General features: G+C 46.1%; 19 protein-coding genes, 1 pseudogene and 1 riboswitch. Of the genes and pseudogenes, 18 read left to right on the top strand and 2 right to left on the bottom strand.

Translation table 11 applies throughout. From position 1 onward, the window contains the following. Positions 1–218 precede the first annotated feature (218 nt). Entirely contained in the window at positions 219–1,496 is a 1,278-nt protein-coding gene (locus J2736_RS31675; RefSeq protein ID WP_310502547.1) for an HD domain-containing protein, read from the top strand. Between the two features lie 71 nt (positions 1,497–1,567). After that, the gene (locus tag J2736_RS31670) at positions 1,568–2,335 is read left to right on the top strand and encodes a TatD family hydrolase (RefSeq protein ID WP_310502546.1); all 768 of its coding nucleotides are present in this window, start codon (positions 1,568–1,570) and stop codon (positions 2,333–2,335) included. On the opposite strand, the gene J2736_RS31665 is transcribed toward J2736_RS31670, so the two are convergent. Both J2736_RS31665 and J2736_RS31660 read right to left on the bottom strand, forming a co-directional pair. Further along, positions 2,318–3,568 (bottom strand): ABC transporter permease, encoded by a 1,251-nt coding sequence (locus J2736_RS31665; protein ID WP_310502545.1) that lies wholly within the window; start codon positions 3,566–3,568, stop codon positions 2,318–2,320. The two genes, J2736_RS31670 and J2736_RS31665, sit on opposite strands and share 18 nt — an antisense overlap. Beyond that, positions 3,565–4,308, bottom strand: a complete 744-nt coding sequence (locus J2736_RS31660; RefSeq protein WP_310502544.1) for an ABC transporter ATP-binding protein — start codon at positions 4,306–4,308, stop codon at positions 3,565–3,567. Before J2736_RS31660 ends, J2736_RS31665 begins: the two co-directional genes overlap by 4 nt. 283 nt (positions 4,309–4,591) lie before the next feature. Beyond that, positions 4,592–4,786: riboswitch (cyclic di-AMP (ydaO/yuaA leader) on the top strand. Between the two features lie 289 nt (positions 4,787–5,075). On the opposite strand from J2736_RS31660, the gene J2736_RS31655 reads away from it, so the two are divergent. The 16 genes and pseudogenes from J2736_RS31655 (at position 5,076) to J2736_RS31580 (ending at position 20,396) form a co-directional block, all read left to right on the top strand. Next, the gene (locus tag J2736_RS31655) at positions 5,076–6,215 is read left to right on the top strand and encodes a ubiquitin-like domain-containing protein (RefSeq protein WP_310502543.1); all 1,140 of its coding nucleotides are present in this window, start codon (positions 5,076–5,078) and stop codon (positions 6,213–6,215) included. A 117-nt stretch (positions 6,216–6,332) separates the two neighbouring features. Further along, entirely contained in the window at positions 6,333–6,866 is a 534-nt protein-coding gene (rnmV, locus tag J2736_RS31650) for a ribonuclease M5 (protein ID WP_310502559.1), read from the top strand. 39 nt (positions 6,867–6,905) lie between these two features. Continuing rightward, complete coding sequence (gene rsmA, locus J2736_RS31645) at positions 6,906–7,814, top strand: 16S rRNA (adenine(1518)-N(6)/adenine(1519)-N(6))-dimethyltransferase RsmA (protein WP_310502542.1); 909 nt, start codon at positions 6,906–6,908, stop codon at positions 7,812–7,814. Between the two features lie 55 nt (positions 7,815–7,869). Beyond that, entirely contained in the window at positions 7,870–8,751 is an 882-nt protein-coding gene (yabG, locus tag J2736_RS31640; protein ID WP_310502541.1) for a sporulation peptidase YabG, read from the top strand. A 403-nt stretch (positions 8,752–9,154) separates the two neighbouring features. Beyond that, positions 9,155–9,430, top strand: a complete 276-nt coding sequence (veg, locus tag J2736_RS31635; protein WP_028557365.1) for a biofilm formation stimulator Veg — start codon at positions 9,155–9,157, stop codon at positions 9,428–9,430. A gap of 171 nt (positions 9,431–9,601) precedes the next feature. Beyond that, a pseudogene (locus J2736_RS31630) lies at positions 9,602–9,772 on the top strand (small, acid-soluble spore protein, alpha/beta type); the annotation flags it as partial. A 261-nt stretch (positions 9,773–10,033) separates the two neighbouring features. Continuing rightward, a complete protein-coding gene (gene ispE, locus J2736_RS31625) occupies positions 10,034–10,888 on the top strand; it encodes a 4-(cytidine 5'-diphospho)-2-C-methyl-D-erythritol kinase (RefSeq protein WP_310502540.1) in 855 nt (284 codons plus the stop codon). A 195-nt stretch (positions 10,889–11,083) separates the two neighbouring features. Next, the gene (gene purR / locus J2736_RS31620) at positions 11,084–11,908 is read left to right on the top strand and encodes a pur operon repressor (RefSeq protein ID WP_171629527.1); all 825 of its coding nucleotides are present in this window, start codon (positions 11,084–11,086) and stop codon (positions 11,906–11,908) included. 66 nt (positions 11,909–11,974) lie between these two features. Further along, positions 11,975–12,358, top strand: coding sequence for a RidA family protein (locus J2736_RS31615; protein WP_310502539.1), 384 nt, complete (start codon positions 11,975–11,977; stop codon positions 12,356–12,358). Between the two features lie 118 nt (positions 12,359–12,476). Further along, positions 12,477–12,761, top strand: coding sequence for a septation regulator SpoVG (gene spoVG, locus J2736_RS31610; RefSeq protein ID WP_028557369.1), 285 nt, complete (start codon positions 12,477–12,479; stop codon positions 12,759–12,761). Between the two features lie 146 nt (positions 12,762–12,907). Continuing rightward, on the top strand, positions 12,908–14,305 hold the full coding sequence (glmU, locus tag J2736_RS31605; protein ID WP_310502538.1) for a bifunctional UDP-N-acetylglucosamine diphosphorylase/glucosamine-1-phosphate N-acetyltransferase GlmU: 1,398 nt from the start codon (positions 12,908–12,910) through the stop codon (positions 14,303–14,305). 209 nt (positions 14,306–14,514) lie between these two features. Then, positions 14,515–14,757, top strand: coding sequence for a hypothetical protein (locus J2736_RS31600; protein ID WP_310502537.1), 243 nt, complete (start codon positions 14,515–14,517; stop codon positions 14,755–14,757). Positions 14,758–14,817: 60 nt separating this feature from the next. Continuing rightward, complete coding sequence (gene pth, locus J2736_RS31595; RefSeq protein ID WP_310502536.1) at positions 14,818–15,378, top strand: aminoacyl-tRNA hydrolase; 561 nt, start codon at positions 14,818–14,820, stop codon at positions 15,376–15,378. A gap of 116 nt (positions 15,379–15,494) precedes the next feature. Beyond that, positions 15,495–15,722, top strand: a complete 228-nt coding sequence (locus tag J2736_RS31590) for an anti-sigma-F factor Fin family protein (protein WP_310502535.1) — start codon at positions 15,495–15,497, stop codon at positions 15,720–15,722. 74 nt (positions 15,723–15,796) lie between these two features. Next, positions 15,797–19,318 (top strand): transcription-repair coupling factor, encoded by a 3,522-nt coding sequence (mfd, locus tag J2736_RS31585; protein WP_310502534.1) that lies wholly within the window; start codon positions 15,797–15,799, stop codon positions 19,316–19,318. Next, positions 19,305–20,396, top strand: a complete 1,092-nt coding sequence (locus J2736_RS31580; RefSeq protein ID WP_310502533.1) for a peptidylprolyl isomerase — start codon at positions 19,305–19,307, stop codon at positions 20,394–20,396. The genes mfd and J2736_RS31580 overlap by 14 nt, the downstream gene beginning before the upstream one ends. Positions 20,397–20,488: the final 92 nt, after the last annotated feature.

The raw sequence follows: 20,488 nt of genomic DNA, 5'->3' as shown, positions 1-20,488 counted from the left end.
TTATGTGACAGGTAAAAAAACCGTAATCACGCTAAGAATAAGGGATTGTAAGTGATATATTACATAATTTTGATTTTTGAGTATGTGAGAAGTATTGGAAAAATTTTATCTAAATTCGTTAATAAATTGGAATTTGTAAATCGACAATAATCGACATGGAAGAGGGTTGTATGTCGAATATGTCGAAAACATTTACGATACTAAGGGGGCTATGCCACATGAAAGAAGAAAAAGTGTTTAAGGATCCCGTTCACAAGTACATCTATGTGCAAGATGAAACGATTTGGGATTTAATTAATACGAAGGAGTTCCAACGCTTACGCCGTATTCGTCAACTGGGCACGTCCTATTTAACGTTTCATGGCGCTGAGCATAGTCGCTTCTCACACTCGCTTGGTGTTTATGAGATTACGCGGAAAATTATTTCTCAATTCGAACGCAATCACTATGAGGATTGGCCAAAGGAAGAGCGTCTGCTCTGTCTTTGTGCGGCATTATTGCATGATTTGGGCCATGGGCCATTTTCTCACTCAATCGAGAAGGCTTTTGGTACAAGACATGAGGACTGGTCCTGCCGCATCGTGCTAGGAGATACCGAAGTGAATGAAGTGTTGAGTCGTGTCTCACCTGATTTTCCGAAAAAGGTGGCAGGGGTCATTTGTAAATCCTATAGCGAAGAAATTGTGGTGAGCTTGGTATCCAGCCAACTGGATGCGGACCGCATGGATTATTTGTTGCGTGATGCTTACTTTACAGGAGTAAATTATGGTACGTTCGATTTGGAGCGGATTCTTCGAGTGATTCGGCCGTACAAAGGGCATATTGTGGTCAAAGAAAGCGGTATGCATGCTGTAGAAGATTACCTCATGTCTCGTTATCAGATGTATTGGCAGGTGTATTTCCATCCCGTGACGCGAAGCGCAGAAATTCTGTTGCACAAAGTATTTGCGCGTGCTAAGCATTTATATGATGAAGGGTATACGTTCGGCTTTATGGTTGAACCGATCCTTCATCTCATTCAGAATCGTATTTCCTTGGAAGATTACTTGTTGCTAGATGAGTCGGTCATGCAAACGATGCTAACCTTTTGGAGTCAAGAAAAGGATGGTATGCTGGGGGATATGTGCAAGCGTTTCTTAGATCGCAAATTGTACAAGTACAGTACTTTCGATGGCGAGCAGGAGCAGCTTATTCAGCGCATGGAAAAAGTCATGCAAGAAGTTGGCTTTGACCCAACTTACTATATGGAAATTGATTTCCCTTCGAATCAATCTTATGACGTGTACAGAGCTGGTGAAAATGATGACAATTTGCCAATCCTTTTATTAGATCATAAGGATAATTTAACGGAGATCACGCAACGCTCGGAGATTGTGAAGTCCATTAGCGGCTTCCAAATGGGTAAGCATCATGTGTACTATCCTGAGGAACTCCTGGAGCGTTTGAATGCGGAAGACTATCCAGATGTATGGGAGATGTTGGGGGAGCAAGATTAAGTGAGGTCAATCAGAGGTTCAAAATGATAATGGAACACAAAACATATTCAGATACATAAGGGAGAAGAGTCATGCTAACGGATTCACACACACATTTAAATGCCGAACAATTTAAAGATGATCAAGAGGAAGTCATTCAGCGGGCGCTAGAAGCAGGCGTGACGAGAATTGTGAATGTCGGCTTCAATCGTGAAACGATTCCTAGCTCCATTGAGTTAGCTGAGAAATACGATTTTATTTATACGACGGTAGGTTGGCATCCCGTTGATGCTATTGATATGATGCCTGGTGATCTAGAATGGATTGAGTCTCTATGTCAGCATGAGAAAGTGGTTGCTATCGGGGAGATCGGTCTGGATTACTACTGGGATAAGTCACCGAAGGATGTTCAGCAGCGCGTATTTCGAGAGCAAATTCGTCTTGCGCGAAAGTTGGGCATGCCGATTGTGATTCATAATCGAGATGCGCATCAGGACATTCTGACGATTCTCAAAGAGGAGAAGGCAGCCGAAGTCGGAGGTATTATGCATTGTTTTTCAGGTAGCTGGGAAACAGCAAAGCAATGTCTGGATATGAATTTCCATATTTCGTTTGGTGGGCCAGTTACGTTCAAAAATGCTGTGCAACCGAAAGAAGTCTTGGCGAAAGTTCCGCTTGATCGTCTACTCATCGAAACGGATGCTCCGTACTTAACGCCCCATCCTTTCCGCGGTAAGCGCAACGAAACAGGTTATGTTCGCTTAGTGGCTGAAACTGCCGCGGAAATTCGAGGGATGTCACTGGAAGAGATCGCTGAGATTACGACGAATAATGCGATACGATTACTCGGCCTCAAGTAAGGCATTTTTCTTGAACTTTCGGCGAAGCACAACGCCGCACGCGAAAGAAATAAGGGCCAGACTTACCAAGGGAACTAGGAGATACAAGATAGGGGTTCCTATCATAAATGGAATCGTCAGGATGACTAGTTGCAGGGTAAGTGTTAACCAGATGATATAAGCAAGGGAGCCAGCTTTGGCTTGTGCTTCCAAAGGGTACATATCGAGCCAGAATGTATATCGATGTGCACGTTCTAATGAAGTAAGCTGAACCATCGAGATGGCCAGCGCAATGAGCAGGATGACACTTCGCGCAGTAGTGGAGTCTGCAACAGCTATAGCTAAGACGCCGATTAGGGTCAGTCGAAGCACAATGGCGAACAACTCAGTGCGAATCAATGTCTTCATATATAAGTAGAGAAACGCCGAATCCTGTCGAAATGGAATCAATCGGGTAAGTCCGCTGATCCATCCTCGGCGGGATATTCGCGTTGGCAATTGAGGTACATCTACGAACCAGTTGAAGAAGGCGTAGAGTCTAGCTTGTTGCTGCTTCTCTTTGGCAATCAGGTAGTCCCATCCAATCACATATTTGGCTACGTTTCGGAATGCAATCAGCCAAACGAATACAAGAATGATGGCAGCAAGGCTTGCCCATAAACTGCTGTAGTGAAATTGGATTGTAACTAAAGCGATAGTGGCGATCCATCGAAAACAGACAGATATCACCCTTGTTCGTTCAGCAGCAAATCTTCCTTCCTGCCAACTCGCTAATAGGTTCGCTACTTTTAATAGAAGCAACAGAGCTAACATAAGTAAAAATGGCTGTGATTCCGTGCCTAAACAGTGCTTATACAGGGGGCTTAAGGTGACCCAAGCGAGAAATAACCAAATGCCCTGCAACGAAAAGCTATATAGAAAGCTGCTTCGAAAATAGGCACCCATTTCATGTTCGATCCGTAATAGAAACATGCGATCAGCACTGCGAGTCAGCGTTCGGATAGAGCTCGAAGCAATGAGTGGAACGAGCACGAGCAGGACAATCCACAGGTAGGGATAATCTGTCGGAAGACGCTGTAATGTTTTTGCATAATAATAGGAAGAAACGATGACAAGAAACAACAAGAAGCCAATAAAGTTGCTGCGTGCAGCATACTGCCAATACCCCATGGATTCCTTCATATAATGTTGGAAACGCTGCTTCCATAATGCATGTGTGTTAAATGCATGTGTACTATCGGATAAGTGACTCATGCCATGTCTCCTTGAACAAGCTTGTAAAAGATGTCGTCTAATGACGCCTGAGGCAGCTTGGTTTGTTCGCGTAATTCGACTAAATCTCCCTGAGCTACCATACGCCCTTTGTGGAGAACGACATAGCCATCGCAATATTTTTCAATTGTAGACAAAATGTGTGAGGAAATGAGAAAGGATGCACCTTTTTGTTTCATTTTAACCATTAATTCGAGCAAGGAACGAATCGCTAAAGGATCGAGTCCGAGAAACGGCTCATCGATAATATATAAAGAGGGCTCGATCAGGAAGGCGTTCATGATCATGACCTTTTGCTTCATCCCTTTGGATAAATGGCTCGCGAAGCTATTCAGCTTGTCTTTCATTTGGAACTGTTCTAACAAGGATTGGGAACGGGTTTCGTAATCCTCCTTGGAAACGCCGTAAGCCATGGCCGTTAATTCAAGGTGTTCGCGTATCGTAAGCTCTTCGTATAGCTCTGGACTTTCAGGTACATACGCATACGTCGCACGGTAAGGTAATGGATCTTCGGCTAACGTTAAACCGTTAATGCGAATGGATCCTTTTTGCGGTTGAAGCAGTCCAAGTATATTTTTGATGGTGGTACTTTTACCTGCACCGTTGAGTCCGATCAATCCCATCATTTCACCTTGACGAATGGAAAAGGTAAGATCGTGAAGAACAGGTTTATTGGGTAAATATCCACCGAATAAAGCGTTTACTTGCAAGATGGGCCCCATCTCAATTGCCTCCCTAAATAGCAAATTATTGGTATTTTTTAATCAAATACTTCCAGAATCATTATAAACAAATTTGCATTTTTAGCCTAGTTTTGGTCATTATACTATGAAAAATAGCGTATACGTACGTTATAGTTAGAAAAATGTAGATATAGTTGGGTTATATTCGAAAAATAATCAAAATTTAATCGATTTAGCCCTTTTTAACGGGTGTTAATCCCTTTACAGGTTGAGATTAACAGCGTAATATACTTTTCATAATAACTTAATATCCAATTTGCCAAATTTCCATTCGCTGAGTTCCAAATGTGGGAACGGGGGAACCACTGCAAACTTGAATTGCACACCAATGCAGTTTAAGTAAGCAGAGAGTAATAGGGGTGAATCATAGACGTTAAACAAGCAGTTTGCGTCTACGTAGGGCGACTCTCACGTCCGAATCCGTCAGCTAACCTCGTAAGCGTAAGAGAGGTAACGATTGTCGTGCGTGCTATTTGTATTTCACTATGCAAACTAAGCCAGCGAGAAGAGTCCTCTTCTTGCTGGCTTTTTGTCCACATACAGGGTTCTACACAGATCGGAAGACATAAAATAACCCGGAATTCATAGGATGATGAATAGGTAAAAGGGGGGGACGACCAGATTCGGCCTAGGTATATTTTCGGCTGATGATGGCGAGCATGTTAAGTTAAACTAAAAAACCTTAGTCGCGTCAAATTTAATCATGCTGTAACCTGGCGGCGAGGCTTTGAAGGAGGACCGAAGAAGTGGGCAGTATCTCAATTAGCGAGACCCATGTAAAACGATCATCCAGCATGTCCTTCGCATTGCGATGGAAGCATGAAAACTTGCGTTTGATTTTAAGCTTAGCTGTAATCTCAATCGCAATGACTTTCATGTTTTTGGTGTTGTTGTACGGAACGGCTACCAAGAGCGTATCCGTGGTTGTGAATGGACAAGAAACTGTTGTGCACACGAAGCAATGGGTCCTGCAACGCCTACTGGATGAACAAGCCATAACGATTGGTGAACACGATGAAATTTCAGCTGCACTCACGACCAAGCTCAAGGGTGGAGACAAAATTGTTATCGAGCATGCCTCACCAATTCAATTGACTGCTGATGGAAAGACCACCACTGTTTACACAACTGCAAGAACGGTAGAAAGTGCATTGCAACGTTTAAATATTGCACTTGGGGAGAACGACCGAATGACTCCCGAACCGACGGCCGCTCTTACGACTGGCGATGAAATCAAAATCGTCCGTGTGAAGAAAGAGACGGAGGAAGTCTCTGAACCGATCGCATTCGAGACAGAGAAAAAGAATGACGCGTCTTTACTTAAAGGGAAAGAGCAAATCGTCCAAGAGGGTAAAGAAGGCGTATTGGTCAAGAAGAAAGAAAAGACTTTCGAAGACGGTGTTTTAGTCGCGGAAGCAGTTGTGGGTGAAGAAGTACAAACAGAAAGTGTTAAAAAAGTAGTTTCCGTTGGCACCAAAAACCCTGTGGTTGTTCTCTCTGCCTCTTCACCGAGTGTGGATGAGGTTTCCAAGAACGGTGTGACCTTCGGTTACAAACAAATTCTCAAAAACGTGAAGCTTACAGCTTATTCAGCGGACGCTGCGTCGACGGGCAAAACCGAAGGCTCCTCGGGCTATGGTAAAACCTACACAGGTACTACCGTGACCGAAGGTCGTACGATTGCGGTCGATCCGAAAGTAATTCCGCTTGGATGGTGGGTATACATCGAAGGAATTGGCTTCCGTCGTGCTGAGGATATTGGCAGTGGCGTGAAAGGCCAAATGATTGATGTGTACTATGAAGATCATGGTTATGCGAATAAATTCGGCACGAAGCAAGGGTACACTGTGTATGTAGTTGGCCCTACAAAACCGTCCCAAAACTAACGTGTAAACGGTAGTTTTGACGGGAACACTACTAAATACACGTAGCTTGGCATCTGCCTGCGCGAAAGAAGAGGAGACCCCTCTTCTTTTTCTGCGTACTGGGGAAGGAAATCGGTGATGATAAAAGAAATGATCGTTGTGGAAGGCAAGGACGATACGGCGGCCATCAGGCGCGCTGTGGAGGCGGATACGATTGAAACAGGCGGCTCCGCTATCGGACAAGCCGTTCTCAAGCGAATTGCGCTGGCACAGCAGCGTAGAGGCGTCATTATATTCACAGATCCGGACCACGCCGGTGAGCGGATTCGTAAAATCGTAGCAGCCAAGGTGCCTGGCTGCAAGCATGCTTTCATTACGCAGGAGCAAGCTGCGTATAAAGGCGATATCGGCGTCGAGAACGCGACGCCTGAGACAATCCGGCAGGCGCTCCAGAGCCTGCGGACGGAGTATAACGCTGCCGTCTCGCAGTTGACGATGGAGGATCTGATTGCTGCCGGCCTCATCGTGCATCCCGATGCGGCGGCTCGTCGATTGACGGTAGGCAATGCACTTGGCATTGGCTATTGCAATGGTAAGCAATTTTATAAGCGATGCGCGATGTTCCAGATATCGCGAGAGGAATTCGAAGCGGCACTTGAGCATTTGAATTGATTGACGAGAACGAGAACCTATAGATACGAGGTCTATACTATGAATATAAACGGACAAGAGGTTGTTGTAACAGCAGAAGATGTGGCAACGCCAAGTAAAACGAAACAAATTATTAAGAAGAATGGACTCGTGCTGAAGAAGAGCTTGGGCCAGAACTTCTTGATTGATCAGAATATATTGAGCAAAATCGTTATGGCCGCTGAGCTCGGCCCTACGAAAGCTGCGCTGGAGATCGGCCCAGGTATTGGCGCGCTCACACAGCAGCTAGCCAAGCTCGCTGGCCGCGTGCTGGCTGTGGAGATCGATCAGCGCCTGCTGCCCATCCTGGACGAAACGCTGGCGCCTTACCCCCATGCCACTGTCGTTCATGGGGATATCTTGAAAACCAACCTGCCGGAGCTGTTCCGGCAGCATTTTGAAGGCGTGGAAGGCGTCAGCGTTGTCGCCAACTTGCCTTACTACATCACGACGCCGATCATCATGAAGCTTCTGGAAGAGAAGCTTCCACTCGAGAATATCGTCGTGATGATTCAAAAAGAAGTGGCCGACCGCATGGCGGCTCGTCCGGGCACCAAAGATTACGGCAGCCTGAGCATTGCCGTGCAGTTCTACTGCGAGCCGGAGCTCGTCACGATCGTGCCTCGCACCGTCTTCGTGCCGCAGCCGAACGTCGATTCCGCTGTCATCCGCCTGCGTGTGCGTCAAGCGCCGCCGGTCGAAGTGGCGGACGTGGACTTCTTCTTCGCTGTCGTCCAAGCGTCTTTCGTTCAGCGTCGCAAAACCCTCTACAACAACCTCGCGGCGAGGTTCTTTACGAAAGAGAACAAACCGGAGCTGGAAGCGCTGCTGCACAGCATTCAAATTGAACCTTCGCGCCGCGGCGAAACGCTCAGCATGGAAGAGTTCGCGCGCTTGTCAACGGCGCTTCGCGCGCACGGCTGCAAATAACCCGCACCAAATGCCTAGCCTCGCCATAGGATACCCTTAGGAGGGGATTTGTGCGATGAGGCAAGGAGATTTTGTTACCCGTATTTCCTATGGCGGCGACGTCGTGTTTAAAATTGAGCGAATTGAGCATCTCAAGGCCATTCTGCGAGGTGTTGATGTTCGGTTGCTTGCAGATGCGCCGCTCACGGATCTGACAAAAACGAATCCTAAGGAGACCTTAGATCATCCACGGTCAAGCTCGCCTGAGTTTCGTGAGTCGCTGCGTCGACTAGCGGTGTCCCAAGTGCAACTACAGGAGAAGAATCAGTTAGCCATCAATCATAAACAGAAGTCATTACCTACGAATAATAGCTATTTTGAAGTACCAGGAAGGGTGCTTCACTTAGATGGCGATCCAAGTTATCTACGCAAAAGTATGCAATTATATGGCGAATTGCGTGTGCCAGCAGAAGGTTTCTTCATTCCTGAGGTGCAAATGGCGGAAGCACTGCAAAGATTGCTTCCTCAATATAAACCAGATATTGTCGTCATCACTGGTCATGATGGCATTTTGAAAAGCCGCCAAAGTGCCAGCCCGAGCAATCTGTCTAGTTACAAGAATTCTCAAAACTTTGTGAATGCCGTGCGAGTTGCCAGACAATATGAGAGGGATCGTGATTCTTTGATTATTGTTGCAGGCGCTTGTCAGTCCCATTTCGAAGCCTTGCTGCGGGCAGGGGCTAATTTCGCAAGTTCTCCTGCGCGCATTCTCATTCACGCGTTAGATCCGCTGTGCATCGCCGCTAAGCTGTCCTACACGCCAACTAGAGAGACAATCTCGATGTTGGATATTATGGATTTAACGGTGACCGGTTTAGAGGGCCTAGGAGGCGTAGAGACGCGCGGTAGTTATCGGATGGGCATTCCTGGTATTCATCACACGGAAGAGTCTGTGTAGCTAAATATGGCGCTTCTAGAAGATGGTGCATAGTGGCTAGTGCTTTCGTGGCATGGACACATCCCACAATTCAGCTATTTAAAAGAAATACTAGCCTGTCAGCAGACTCCTTGGAGGAGAGCGACGGCGAGTGTTTCTTTTTTTTGCTTAATGATAGCTTGAATAGCCCTTATTTGCTCGAAAAGAAGCGGGCATGTCTAAGGAGGCGGGAAATAGTTTCTCGTTAACTGGAAAAGTGTGAATAATTTGCGAACATTGGTGACAACCTGAAGGGAGGAGAAATCGGAAAACGAACAAAAATGCCGTTGACAACGGGATTAGGGTGCTGATATAATATTTGCCCTCATTTGACATGAAGGGGTAAATGGGTTATAATTGACAAGGAAAGAGGTGGTAGTTGACAATGGCAAAAAATGCGCTATTGGAAATCAAACGCAGTTTGGAACCCCACGTTGGGCAGAAGATCATGTTGAGAGCGAATGGTGGCCGTCGTAAGACAGTCGAGCGTTCTGGTGTTTTAGAAGAAACCTACCCTTCTGTGTTTATTGTGAAATTAGATCAAGAATCTCACGCCTTCAAACGAGTGTCATACAGCTACGCCGATATCCTTACTGAATCCGTCGAAGTTACTGTATGTAATGATGATGGTCAAGTCCGCATCACTTACATACAGCATTAGCTTAATAGCGTTCCGATATTGAACAGGCCCTTATGGTCTGTTTTTGCTTTATTCAGGGGTAACCTGATGGTGCATGGACTTACATGGATAGGACATACTAATCGAAATCGTCAATCACTGCTTATGATGGTTGCAGCGTTCATTGTGCGAAAATGATAAGGAGGATTTGGTATGAGTCGAAGAAGAAGTGTCATGTCCGAAAGTTTTAAATATGAATTAGCGAAGGATCTTGGTTTCTATGACGTTGTGCAACGTGAAGGTTGGGCAGGTATTCGTACGAAGGATGCAGGAAATATGGTGAAGCGGGCTATTCAAATTGCGGAGGAGCATCTCGCTAAGCAATACGTCGGTGCTTCGAACAACGTGCATGCGGGTCCCTTGAACTATCGCCAGACGACAGCTAGTCCGCCTTTAAATTATGGGCAGGCGCCTACACCTTCCTATAACACCTACCAGCAGCAGGCGGGTGCGATGAATCAAAGTTATCAGCAATCTGGACAGGGAACACAACGTCCGTATTATAGCTAAAGCAAATGCTTTAGCTTTTTTTTTGCGCTTTTGTTATAATATCGAAATGGCAAACGAGCAAAAGAAGGTGATCGGATGAAGATTTTTGAGAAAGCACCGGCTAAAATTAATTTGTCTCTTGATGTTCTACATAAAAGACCTGACGGTTACCATGAAGTTGAAATGGTGATGACGATGGTAGACCTGGCTGATCGGATTGAAATGCAGGAGATGGCGCGTGATACGATCATCATATCTAGTCAGGCGGGGTATATTCCGCTTGATGAGAAGAATCTAGCCTTTCAGGCTGCGCGTCTCATTAAAGACCGCTATGACGTCAAACAAGGCGTCTACATTCATTTGGACAAGCGGATCCCTGTAGCGGCAGGATTGGCAGGCGGGAGCAGTGACGCGGCGGCGACGTTGCGAGGCCTCAATCGTCTCTGGAACCTGAATATCTCCAATGAGGAGCTGCAGGTGCTAGGCGCTGAGCTTGGCTCTGATGTGCCTTTCTGTGTAACGGGGGGGACGGCACTTGCAACAGGACGTGGCGAGAAGCTGGAGCATATCTCTGCTCCTCCCCAATGCTGGGTTGTCTTAGCGAAGCCGCCTATCAACGTATCGACCTCGGAGATCTACGGAAAGCTGAATGCACGTGAAATCAAGCAACACCCATCCACAGCAGGTGTACTGAGTGCGATACGGGACAAGCAGTTCGATCGTTTGTGCGATAATCTAGGCAATGTCCTGGAGGAAGTGACGCTGGACTTGTATCCGGAAGTCAGACATCTGAAGGAATGCATGCAGCGTTTGGGAGCAGACGGCGTGTTGATGTCAGGTAGCGGGCCGACTGTGTTTGGTCTCGTTTCCAAGGAAGCCAAGGTGCCGCGCATCTACAATGGACTGCGAGGTTTTTGTAAAGACGTTTACGCGGTGCGCATGTTGACGTAAATGGCGATATTTGAGCCCCGTGATGGGGCTCTTTTTCATCTAAAGGGGCATAATGGTAAGAGTCGTGTCTAAATCTTGGATGATGTTATATCTGTGTGAGGTTCGTGTTAACATAATTTTCATGGTAAGCTTGAATAAATACGTATAAAAGTGGTATATTTTCATTATAATATTCGGATTTTTGGGGGTAGTGCGATGAAAAAGTTGAAAAGGAGCGCTAGGCTGGTAGAAATGACACAATATTTGTTGTTTCGCCCCCACTCGTTAATCCCTTTAACGACTTTTGCCGAGCGTTACAACTCCGCGAAATCTTCCATAAGCGAAGATCTTGCAATTATTAAAGAAGTATTTGAAGAAGAAGGACTTGGTGAGCTGAATACGCTTGCTGGTGCCGCCGGAGGCGTGAAGTTCTCACCGAAGGTGCCGAAAGAAATATCTCTGAAGTTTATCCAGAATCTGTGCCTACAGCTCCAACAACCAGAACGGATTCTACCCGGTGGATACTTGTATATGTCAGATATCATGGGACAACCTCAATATTTGAACGAAATTGGCAAAACCTTTGCATCCGCTTTCGCTGGTCGGGACGTGGACGTGATTATGACTGTTGAAACCAAAGGGATACCGCTCGCTTATGCGACGGCCACTTATATGAATTTGCCTGTTGTTATCGTGCGCAGAGACAGCCGAGTGACGGAAGGTTCTGCGGTTAGCATTAACTATGTGTCGGGCTCCAACAAACGGATCCAGACCATGTCACTAGCGAGGCGCGCGCTGAAGGAAGAGTCCAAGGTGCTCATCATCGATGACTTCATGCATGTAGGCGGTACCATTCATGGAATGATGGATCTGTTGGCGGAGTTTAAAGCGACTGTGCAAGGCGTAGGCGTATTCATGGAATCCTGCGAGGCCGAGGAGCAGTTGGTTGATAACTACGTGTCACTAGCTCGGTTATATGGCGTAGACTCCAAGACGAAGCAAATTACAGTAGAGCCAGGCAACTATTTTGACGCAAAATAAACGATGAAGTCCTCCTTGAGGGCTATCACATCTCATTATTTGTTAAAAGAAGGAGATTCGAAAAGCATGGAACTCATTTCAACATCAGCAGCACCGGCTGCTATCGGACCTTACTCCCAAGCGGTGAAGCTGGGGAACCTCTTGTTTACATCGGGACAAATCCCGTTAGGCTTGGATGGCCAGATCGTCGAGGGTGGAATCAAGGAACAGGCGCATCAAGTGTTTGCGAATTTGAAAGGCGTGCTTGAGGCGGCGGGTTCATCGTTCAGCGATGTCGTGAAGGCAACTGTCTTCCTGAAAGATATGAACCAATTTGGTGAGCTTAATGAAATCTATGCAACCTACTTTGGTGATCATAAACCTGCTAGATCTACGGTGGAAGTTGCAAGATTGCCACGTGATGTTTATGTCGAAATTGAACTAATTGCTGTGATTCCTGTCGAAATTTAACATTAACATTAAGATCACATTAAATTATCAAAAATTTCAAAATAATAAGAAGGAATTTGCATGGAGATGTTGAATATATCACCCAAGTCTCAGAGATGGAAAAAGGTGGTGAACACAAGTGCAAATTACAGATGTAAGACTCCGCCGGGTAAACTCCGAGGGGAGGATGAAGGCGATTGCTTCTATTACCATTGATAACGAGTTCGTCGTACACGACATTCGTGTCATCGATGGCAATAACGGAATGTTCGTTGCTATGCCGAGCAAACGAACACCAGATGGTGAATTCCGCGATATCGCTCATCCGATTTCGTCCACAACTCGTGAGAAAATTCAAGCAGCGGTACTCGCTGAATACGATCGCGCGGCTGTAGAAGAGGAAGTTATTGAAGAAGGCGCATAATTCAGATTATTGAGAGAGCCCTTAGGGCTCTCTTTTCTTTTGGCTGGTAATGATGCTATATTGGGGGAAGAACTCATCGTTTAAGAGATAGACTTCAGAGACAGAAAAGAGAAATCATCATTCATTATAAAGGAGTTGGATATTCGTTGAAGCTCATGGCAATTGTGTTGGCTGCAGGACAAGGGAAACGAATGAAATCAAAGCTATACAAAGTGCTTCACCCGGTTGTTGGTAAACCGATGGTGGGTCACGTTGTGGATACGCTGCAAGATATAGAAGTAACGCAAACGGTAGTTGTCGTTGGATTTGGTGCGGAGGCGGTCAAAGGTTATCTCGGAGATCGTGCTCAGTATGCGCTGCAAGAGCAGCAATTAGGAACGGGGCATGCCGTACTTCAGGCGAAGGAACTGCTTGGTGAGGAAGAGGGCATGACGGTTGTCATTTGCGGCGACACGCCGCTTATTACAGCGGCTACGCTGCAAGACACGATCGAATTGCATAAGCAATCGGGTGCGGCTGCGACAATTTTGACGGCGAAGCTAGATCAACCGCAAGGCTATGGTCGTATTATCCGAGGAGAAGATGGGCGCGTTGCGCGTATCGTCGAGCAGAAGGATTGCACACCAGAGGAAGCGGCTGTTCAGGAGATTAACACGGGTACTTACATTTTTGATAATCGTAAAATGTTCAAGGCGCTGGCTTCGGTAACGAACCAGAATGTTCAGAATGAGTACTATTTAACCGATGTGATCGGGATTATGACAGGCGCGGGAGAAGTCGTGCAAGGTTATTGCATGGCAGATCCGGCTGAATCGATTGGTGTGAACGATCGGGTGGCCTTATCAGAAGCGGAGCAGCTGTTCAAAGCGCGGATTAACCGCCAGCACATGCTCAATGGTGTTACAATCATTGATCCGTTGAATACGTATATCGAGAAGGATGTTACGATCGGTTCCGATACCGTGTTACTGCCGGGTACGATTTTACGCGGAAATACGCGTATTGGTGAGCTTTGTACGATTGGACCGCAAACCGAAATCATCGATTCCACGATTCATGATGAAGTGACGATTAAGCAATCCGTTCTTCAAGGGGCATTTGTAGATAGCGAAACATCGGTAGGTCCATTTGCGTATTTGAGACCAGGTGCTAAACTTGGCAAGCAAGTGAAGGTTGGCGATTTTGTAGAGATTAAGAATGCTACGTTGGGTGAAGGAACGAAGGTTTCTCATCTGAGCTATGTTGGTGACGCTGTGGTTGGAACGAATGTGAACATCGGATGCGGTGCGATTACAGTGAATTATGATGGCTTTAATAAAAACGTAACCGAAATTGGGAACGACGCGTTTATTGGCAGTAATGTCAATTTGATTGCTCCTGTGAAAATTGGGGACGGTGCGTTCGTCGTTGCTGGCGCCACGATTACACATGATGTGAATGAAGGCGATTTGGCTATCGCTCGCGTGCGACAAGAGAATAAGGCAGGCTATGCCGAGAAGATTAAAGCGCGGATGAAAGCGAAGAAAGAGAATAAAGGCCGTTGATATTTGGCGGATGATCATGTGCTAGGGCTGGAATGAATAGAAGGAATGGAACCTCTTGAGGTAGGGTACGCTAGAAACGAGTAGCTGCCCACTCAGCTTGCATACGTGAAAGCGACCAAGCTGAGCGAGACCAAAGGGGGTTCTTTTTCTAGTTCTCTGAAGCGCCATACCAATGAAAGCGCTTAATATCCAGGACGCGATATAAAAGTATGTCTCTTTCTGCTATAAAAGATACGATTGATTTTCACGAAATGACGGTTGTACATTTCAATGAATCCTATATCCTTGTGCAGATTTTGGTAGTATACTTGGACGGGTACGTCCGCATCGACATGATCTTGGAAATGATCATCTTCTGTAAGCTGTTGTCCATGAAGATACATCGTTCTTTTATCACCTACAGCTTTTATGGGATGGATGACAGCGGATTACAGTTATATTGTAAACAATAACCTTTAAAAGTGGGTTCCGCAAAGGTTTTTTAGTTTATCCTTAGGGGGATTTTGAAAATTATGAAATGTTTTATCGGACTGGGAAATCCGGGAAAGCAGTATGAGCTAAATCGGCACAATGTCGGTTTCATGGCGATTGACCGCTTTGCCGCCAAATGGGGGATCACCTCTTTTCAGAATAAAGGGAAGGGGTTGCTGGCCGAAGGCAATGTAAATGGGACAAAGGTGTATTTGCTCAAACCGATGACCTACATGAACCTTTCGGGTGAATCCATGCGAGCATTCCTCGATTTCTATAAAGCGAAAATAGATGACGTTGTTATTGTTTATGATGATATGGATACGACCTATGGCCAAATTCGACTTCGCTATCAAGGGAGTCCAGGCGGACATAATGGCATTAAGTCCATTATTCAGCATGGGGGCACACAAATTTTCAATCGCATACGGATTGGTGTGAATCGCCCGGCACCTGGCTACAATATTGCGGATTACGTGCTGTCCAACTTTACTAAGGATGAGATGAAGTCTATTAACGATGTGCTGGACTTAACTTGCGATGCGATGGAGTTCAGTCTTGGGGAGACCTTCGAGAAGACGATGGCTAAGTTTAATAAATAATTGTATAGATGATGATATGTATGCAACCTATCCGAAATGACAATGGCAGATTCGGCTAATTTCTCCGAAGAATGGTCATACTAGGATGTAATCGAATTGTCGAAGGAGGCATACATATGATCAAGTATATTTGCAGGCATTGTCATACCTTTGTCGGGGAAATTAATCAGCATGCCATTACGGAGCAGCAGTTAGGCTTCCATTTCTTGACCCCTGATGAGCGTAGAGATATAATATCGTATAATACGAATGGCGATGTTACGGTTAGAGTCGTTTGCGACTATTGTCATGAGGCATTAGAAGCGAACCCGGAATTATCCCTGCTAGCCAGTCCGTTGCAATAATTATGATGAAAATGAAGAGTTAATAGCCGAGGCAAGTGTGCCGAGGCTTCTTTTTGTGAGGGGAGTGTACTTGTTTGCAAGCTTTAATTGGAGCTTTTTCTGCGGATACCGACTTTCAAACGATTGTGACAGGCCTCAAGTCCGAAATGAAAGAGCAGCTCATTGCCGGTTTAACTGGCTCCTCCAGGCAAGTGATGTTGGCTTCACTCGCGCGTGAGCTTGAGCGTCCGCTTTTCGTTGTCACGCATAATATGTTCGCCGCGCAAAAAATAGCGGAAGACCTCCTGGAGTGTCTATCCCCTGATGAAGTGCTGCTCTATCCATCTCAAGAGCTTCTGACGACAGAAGAAGCGGCTTCAAGCCCAGAGATGCTAGCGCAGCGTATTGACGTTCTCACGAAACTCGCCGGCGGTTACCGAGGTGTAGTCATTGCTCCTTTTGCAGGCGTGCGAAGATTGCTGCCAGTCAAACAAGTGTTCGAGGAATCTCGTGTAACGATTAATGTGGGCGATACGGTTCAATTAGATGAACTGCTAGCTTCGTTATCCAGCCTAGGCTACGAACGGGTTGAACGTGTTGAAACTAAAGGTGAACTGAGTGTGCGAGGCGGTATTCTCGATTTATTTCCATTAACGTCTGAGAATGCCATTCGGATTGAGCTTTTTGATATCGAAGTCGACTCTATTCGGACTTTCGATGTAAGTGACCAGCGGTCAATTGATAAATTAACGACCGTGACGATCCCGCCATGCCGAGAGATTCAAGCGGATAGAAAGCGTTTACAGTCAGCGGCACAGCACGCGTACGAACTGCTGCAGGCCCAGCTGGCGAAGATGACTGAACGTTCAGCCAAAGACAAGCTGTTAGAGGTCATAGGTCGTGATATTGAGTTGATGCGCGAGGGTCAGACGTTCCCAGGCATTTATAAATATATTTCTCTCCTATACACGGAAAGACAGACGCTCATGGACTACATGCCCAAAGATTCGATTCTCATTATCGATGAACCGGCCCGCCTCCTGGAAACAGCGAAGCAGCTTGAACGCGATGAGGCCGAATGGATGATGCATGCGTTAACTGAGGGGAAGAGCTTGCCGGCTTTTGTGCTGTCCAAATCTTACGAAACCTTGTTACATCGCAGACCGTTCCCAACGTTGTATGTGTCCCTTTTCCTTCGCCAGGTAGCGGGAATCCAGCCGCAAAACATTGTGAACTTCGTATGCCGTGTTATGCAAAACTTCCATGGTCAGATGAATTTGCTCAAGGCGGAGATGGAGCGCTGGAAGAAGAATGGCAGTAAGGTCATTCTCTTGGCGAACGGGGAAGACCGTGCAGAACGTGTACGTCGTGTTCTGGGTGACTACCAGATTGAAGTACCTGAAATTGTTGATGGCAATCTGCAAACGGGCTTTGAAATGCCTTCAATCCATCTTGTTGTCATTACCGAGGGTGAGATTTTCACTCAGAAGCAGCGTAAGGCACGCAAAGTGGAGAAGAAGCTGGAGAATGCGGAGCGGATCAAGAGCTATCAAGAGCTTAAGGTCGGCGACTACGTTGTTCACGTGAATCACGGGATCGGGAAATACGTTGGTATCGGCACCTTAGAGGTTGGCGGCATTCATAAGGATTATCTGCATATTATGTACGCCGGCGGCGATAAGCTGTCTGTTCCGATCGATCAAATTGATTTGATTCAAAAGTATGTCGGTTCCGAAGAGAAAGAACCGAAGGTATATAAACTTGGCGGTGCAGACTGGGCTCGCGTGAAGAGCAAAGCACGCGCTTCTGTCAAAGATATTGCAGACGAGCTGATTAAGTTATACGCTGAGCGGCAAGCTGCGACTGGCTACGGGTTCAGTAAAGATAGCTCCTACCAGAACGAGTTTGAGGCCATGTTCCCTTACGATGAAACGCGAGATCAACTTCGCGCTATTGAGGAAATCAAAAAGGATATGGAGAAAGAACGTCCAATGGATCGGTTGCTCTGCGGCGACGTTGGATACGGCAAAACCGAAGTTGCGGTCCGCGCGGCCTTCAAGTCAGCAATCGACGGGAAGCAAGTGGCAGTGCTCGTACCAACAACGATTTTGGCGCAGCAACATTATGAGACGTTCCGTGAACGCTTCTCCGGCTATCCGTTTAATGTAAAGGTGTTAAGTAGATTCCGATCGAAGAAGGAACAAACCGAGGTAATGAAAGGCGTTAAGAAAGGTACCGTTGATGTTGTCATCGGGACACATCGTCTTTTGTCACAAGATGTCCAGTTTAAGGACCTTGGCTTGCTGATTGTCGATGAGGAGCAGCGTTTCGGCGTGTCTCACAAAGAGAAGCTGAAGCGCCTGAAGACGAACGTGGACGTGCTTACTCTGACCGCAACGCCAATTCCTAGAACCTTGCATATGTCCATGCTGGGCGTTCGTGACCTATCGGTCATTGAAACTCCGCCGGAGAACCGTTTCCCGGTGCAAACTTATGTAGTGGAATACGGTCCGACGCTGGTTAGAGAAGCCATTGAACGTGAGTTAGCGCGTGAGGGGCAAGTGTACTATCTCTACAATCGTGTACAGGGTATTACACAAATTGCTGATCAAATATCGATGATGATTCCAGATGCGAGGGTAACTGTTGCACATGGCCAAATGGGCGAGCAGGAGCTGGAGAAGACGATTCTCGATTTCTTGGACGGAGAGTACGATGTCCTTGTCAGCACAAGTATCATTGAGACGGGTGTAGATATCCCGAATGTCAATACACTCATTGTCCATGATGCGGATAAAATGGGGCTTTCCCAGCTCTATCAGCTGCGTGGACGTGTAGGCAGGTCGAATCGCGTCGCTTATGCTTATTTCACGTATCAACGTGATAAAGTACTGACAGAAGTTGCCGAGAAACGACTTCAAGCGATTAAAGAGTTTACAGAACTTGGTTCAGGCTTTAAAATTGCGATGAGGGACTTATCCATTCGTGGCGCAGGGAACTTATTGGGTGCTGAGCAGCACGGCTTCATTGCTTCTGTCGGCTTTGATTTGTATTCTCAAATGCTAGCCGAAGAAATTGCTAAGCTGAAGCTTGAAATAGATGGAGAAGCGGTCATTCCAGAACCAGAATGGCATACGTCGATCGATATTCAATTGGATGCCTACTTGCCATCTGATTACATCTATGACAGCATGCAGAAAATCGAAATTTATAAAAAAGTGGCCGCCATTCGTACGCTGGAAGAAGCCGCGGATCTGCATGATGAGCTCGTTGATCGCTTCGGTGATCTGCCGCAGTCCGTGTTCAACCTACTGACAGTGGCTCGTTTGAAAGCATACGGTTCGGAATACCGGATTGAAACGATTAGCCAAAAAGGGGAGGATTACCTAATCAAGGTGCATATCGACCAGAATGGCAGGCTGGATGGACAGAAGCTGCTTGCTTTGTCCAAAGGCTTTGATGGTCGTATCAAATTGAATGCAGATCCGCAGCTACTAATTGTTATTCGTTTTAAAGGTATGAAGCCGGAAGCCTCCATCGAATTGTTGGAGAAATTCTTGGTACAATATAAGGATGTTCTGAAAACGAAAGGGGAATTACAGGATGTTGCCAAATGAAACTAGCAGACAACGACGTACTTCGAAAAAATGGATATTAGGTTTGGTGACAGTAGTCCTTGCATTCTCTGTCCTCAGCGCGTGTGGAAGCAAAAAGGAAGGCGCTGCAACAGCTTCGCCTTCCGCATCAGCGGCTGCGACAGGTAATCCAAGTGATATTATTGCTACTTACAAAGACGGCGGGAAAATTACACGCGGTGAATTCGATTCATTCATCAACGTAAACAAAATGTTCTCTCCACAATTAGCACAGTATTTGGCAGATCCTGCGTTTCAACAAGATATGTTGAAGCAAATGGTTACTTTCCGTGTTCTTTCCGCTAAAGCGGATGACAAAGTGAAAGCGGATGCTGACAAACAAGTAACAGAGCAAATGAAAGCTATTACGGACTACTTCGGTAAACAAGAAGGCGGAATGGACAAGCAGTTGAAAGACAACGGAATCGAATTGAAAGATATCGAGTCCTTGATGAAATTAAGCTTCTACACAATGGGCAGCATGGAAAGCAAAATCACAGACCAAGCTGTTCAAGACTCGTATAAAGAGCAAGCGGCAGCGCATGCCTTCGATGTTGCAACGGTTAGCCATATTCTAATCGGATTGAAAGATTCTGCGACACAAGCAGATCTTCGTACGAAAGAAGAAGCGCTGAAAAGAGCGAAAGAAGTGAAAGCGAAGCTAGATGCTGGCGGGGACTTTGCAGCGTTAGCGAAAGAGTTTTCCGATGATCCAGGTTCCAAAGATAATGGCGGTACGTACAAAGATGCTGACATTAATCAATGGGTAACAGAATTTAAGGATGCAGCTAGCACACTTCCACTGAATAAAGTCAGTGATCCTGTTGAATCCTCATTCGGATACCACGTGATGAAAGTTGAATCCAGAAGCACGAAGCAATTGGATGATACACTTAAAACACAAATCAAATCTCAGCTTGCAGAGAAATCCCTGTCTGAGTTTGCTGAAACAGAATATCCGAAATTGATTGAAACAAATAACCTTCCAAAAGTGGAAACAAACCCAGCACCGGCGGCAAGTCCAGCAGCTAGTCCTGCTGCGAGCCCAGCTGCAAAGTAAGAACTTACCAGGATGTCCGACATTGGACATCCTGTTTTTATTTCTCATTTTTGGACATGATAAGCGCAGCAGGATGCAGAGCTAAATAAAGT

Origin of the sequence: Paenibacillus qinlingensis (assembly GCF_031455095.1) — a bacterium.
Taxonomy (GTDB): domain Bacteria; phylum Bacillota; class Bacilli; order Paenibacillales; family NBRC-103111; genus Paenibacillus_E; species Paenibacillus_E qinlingensis_A.
This window is presented reverse-complemented; position numbering and strand designations above follow the sequence as displayed.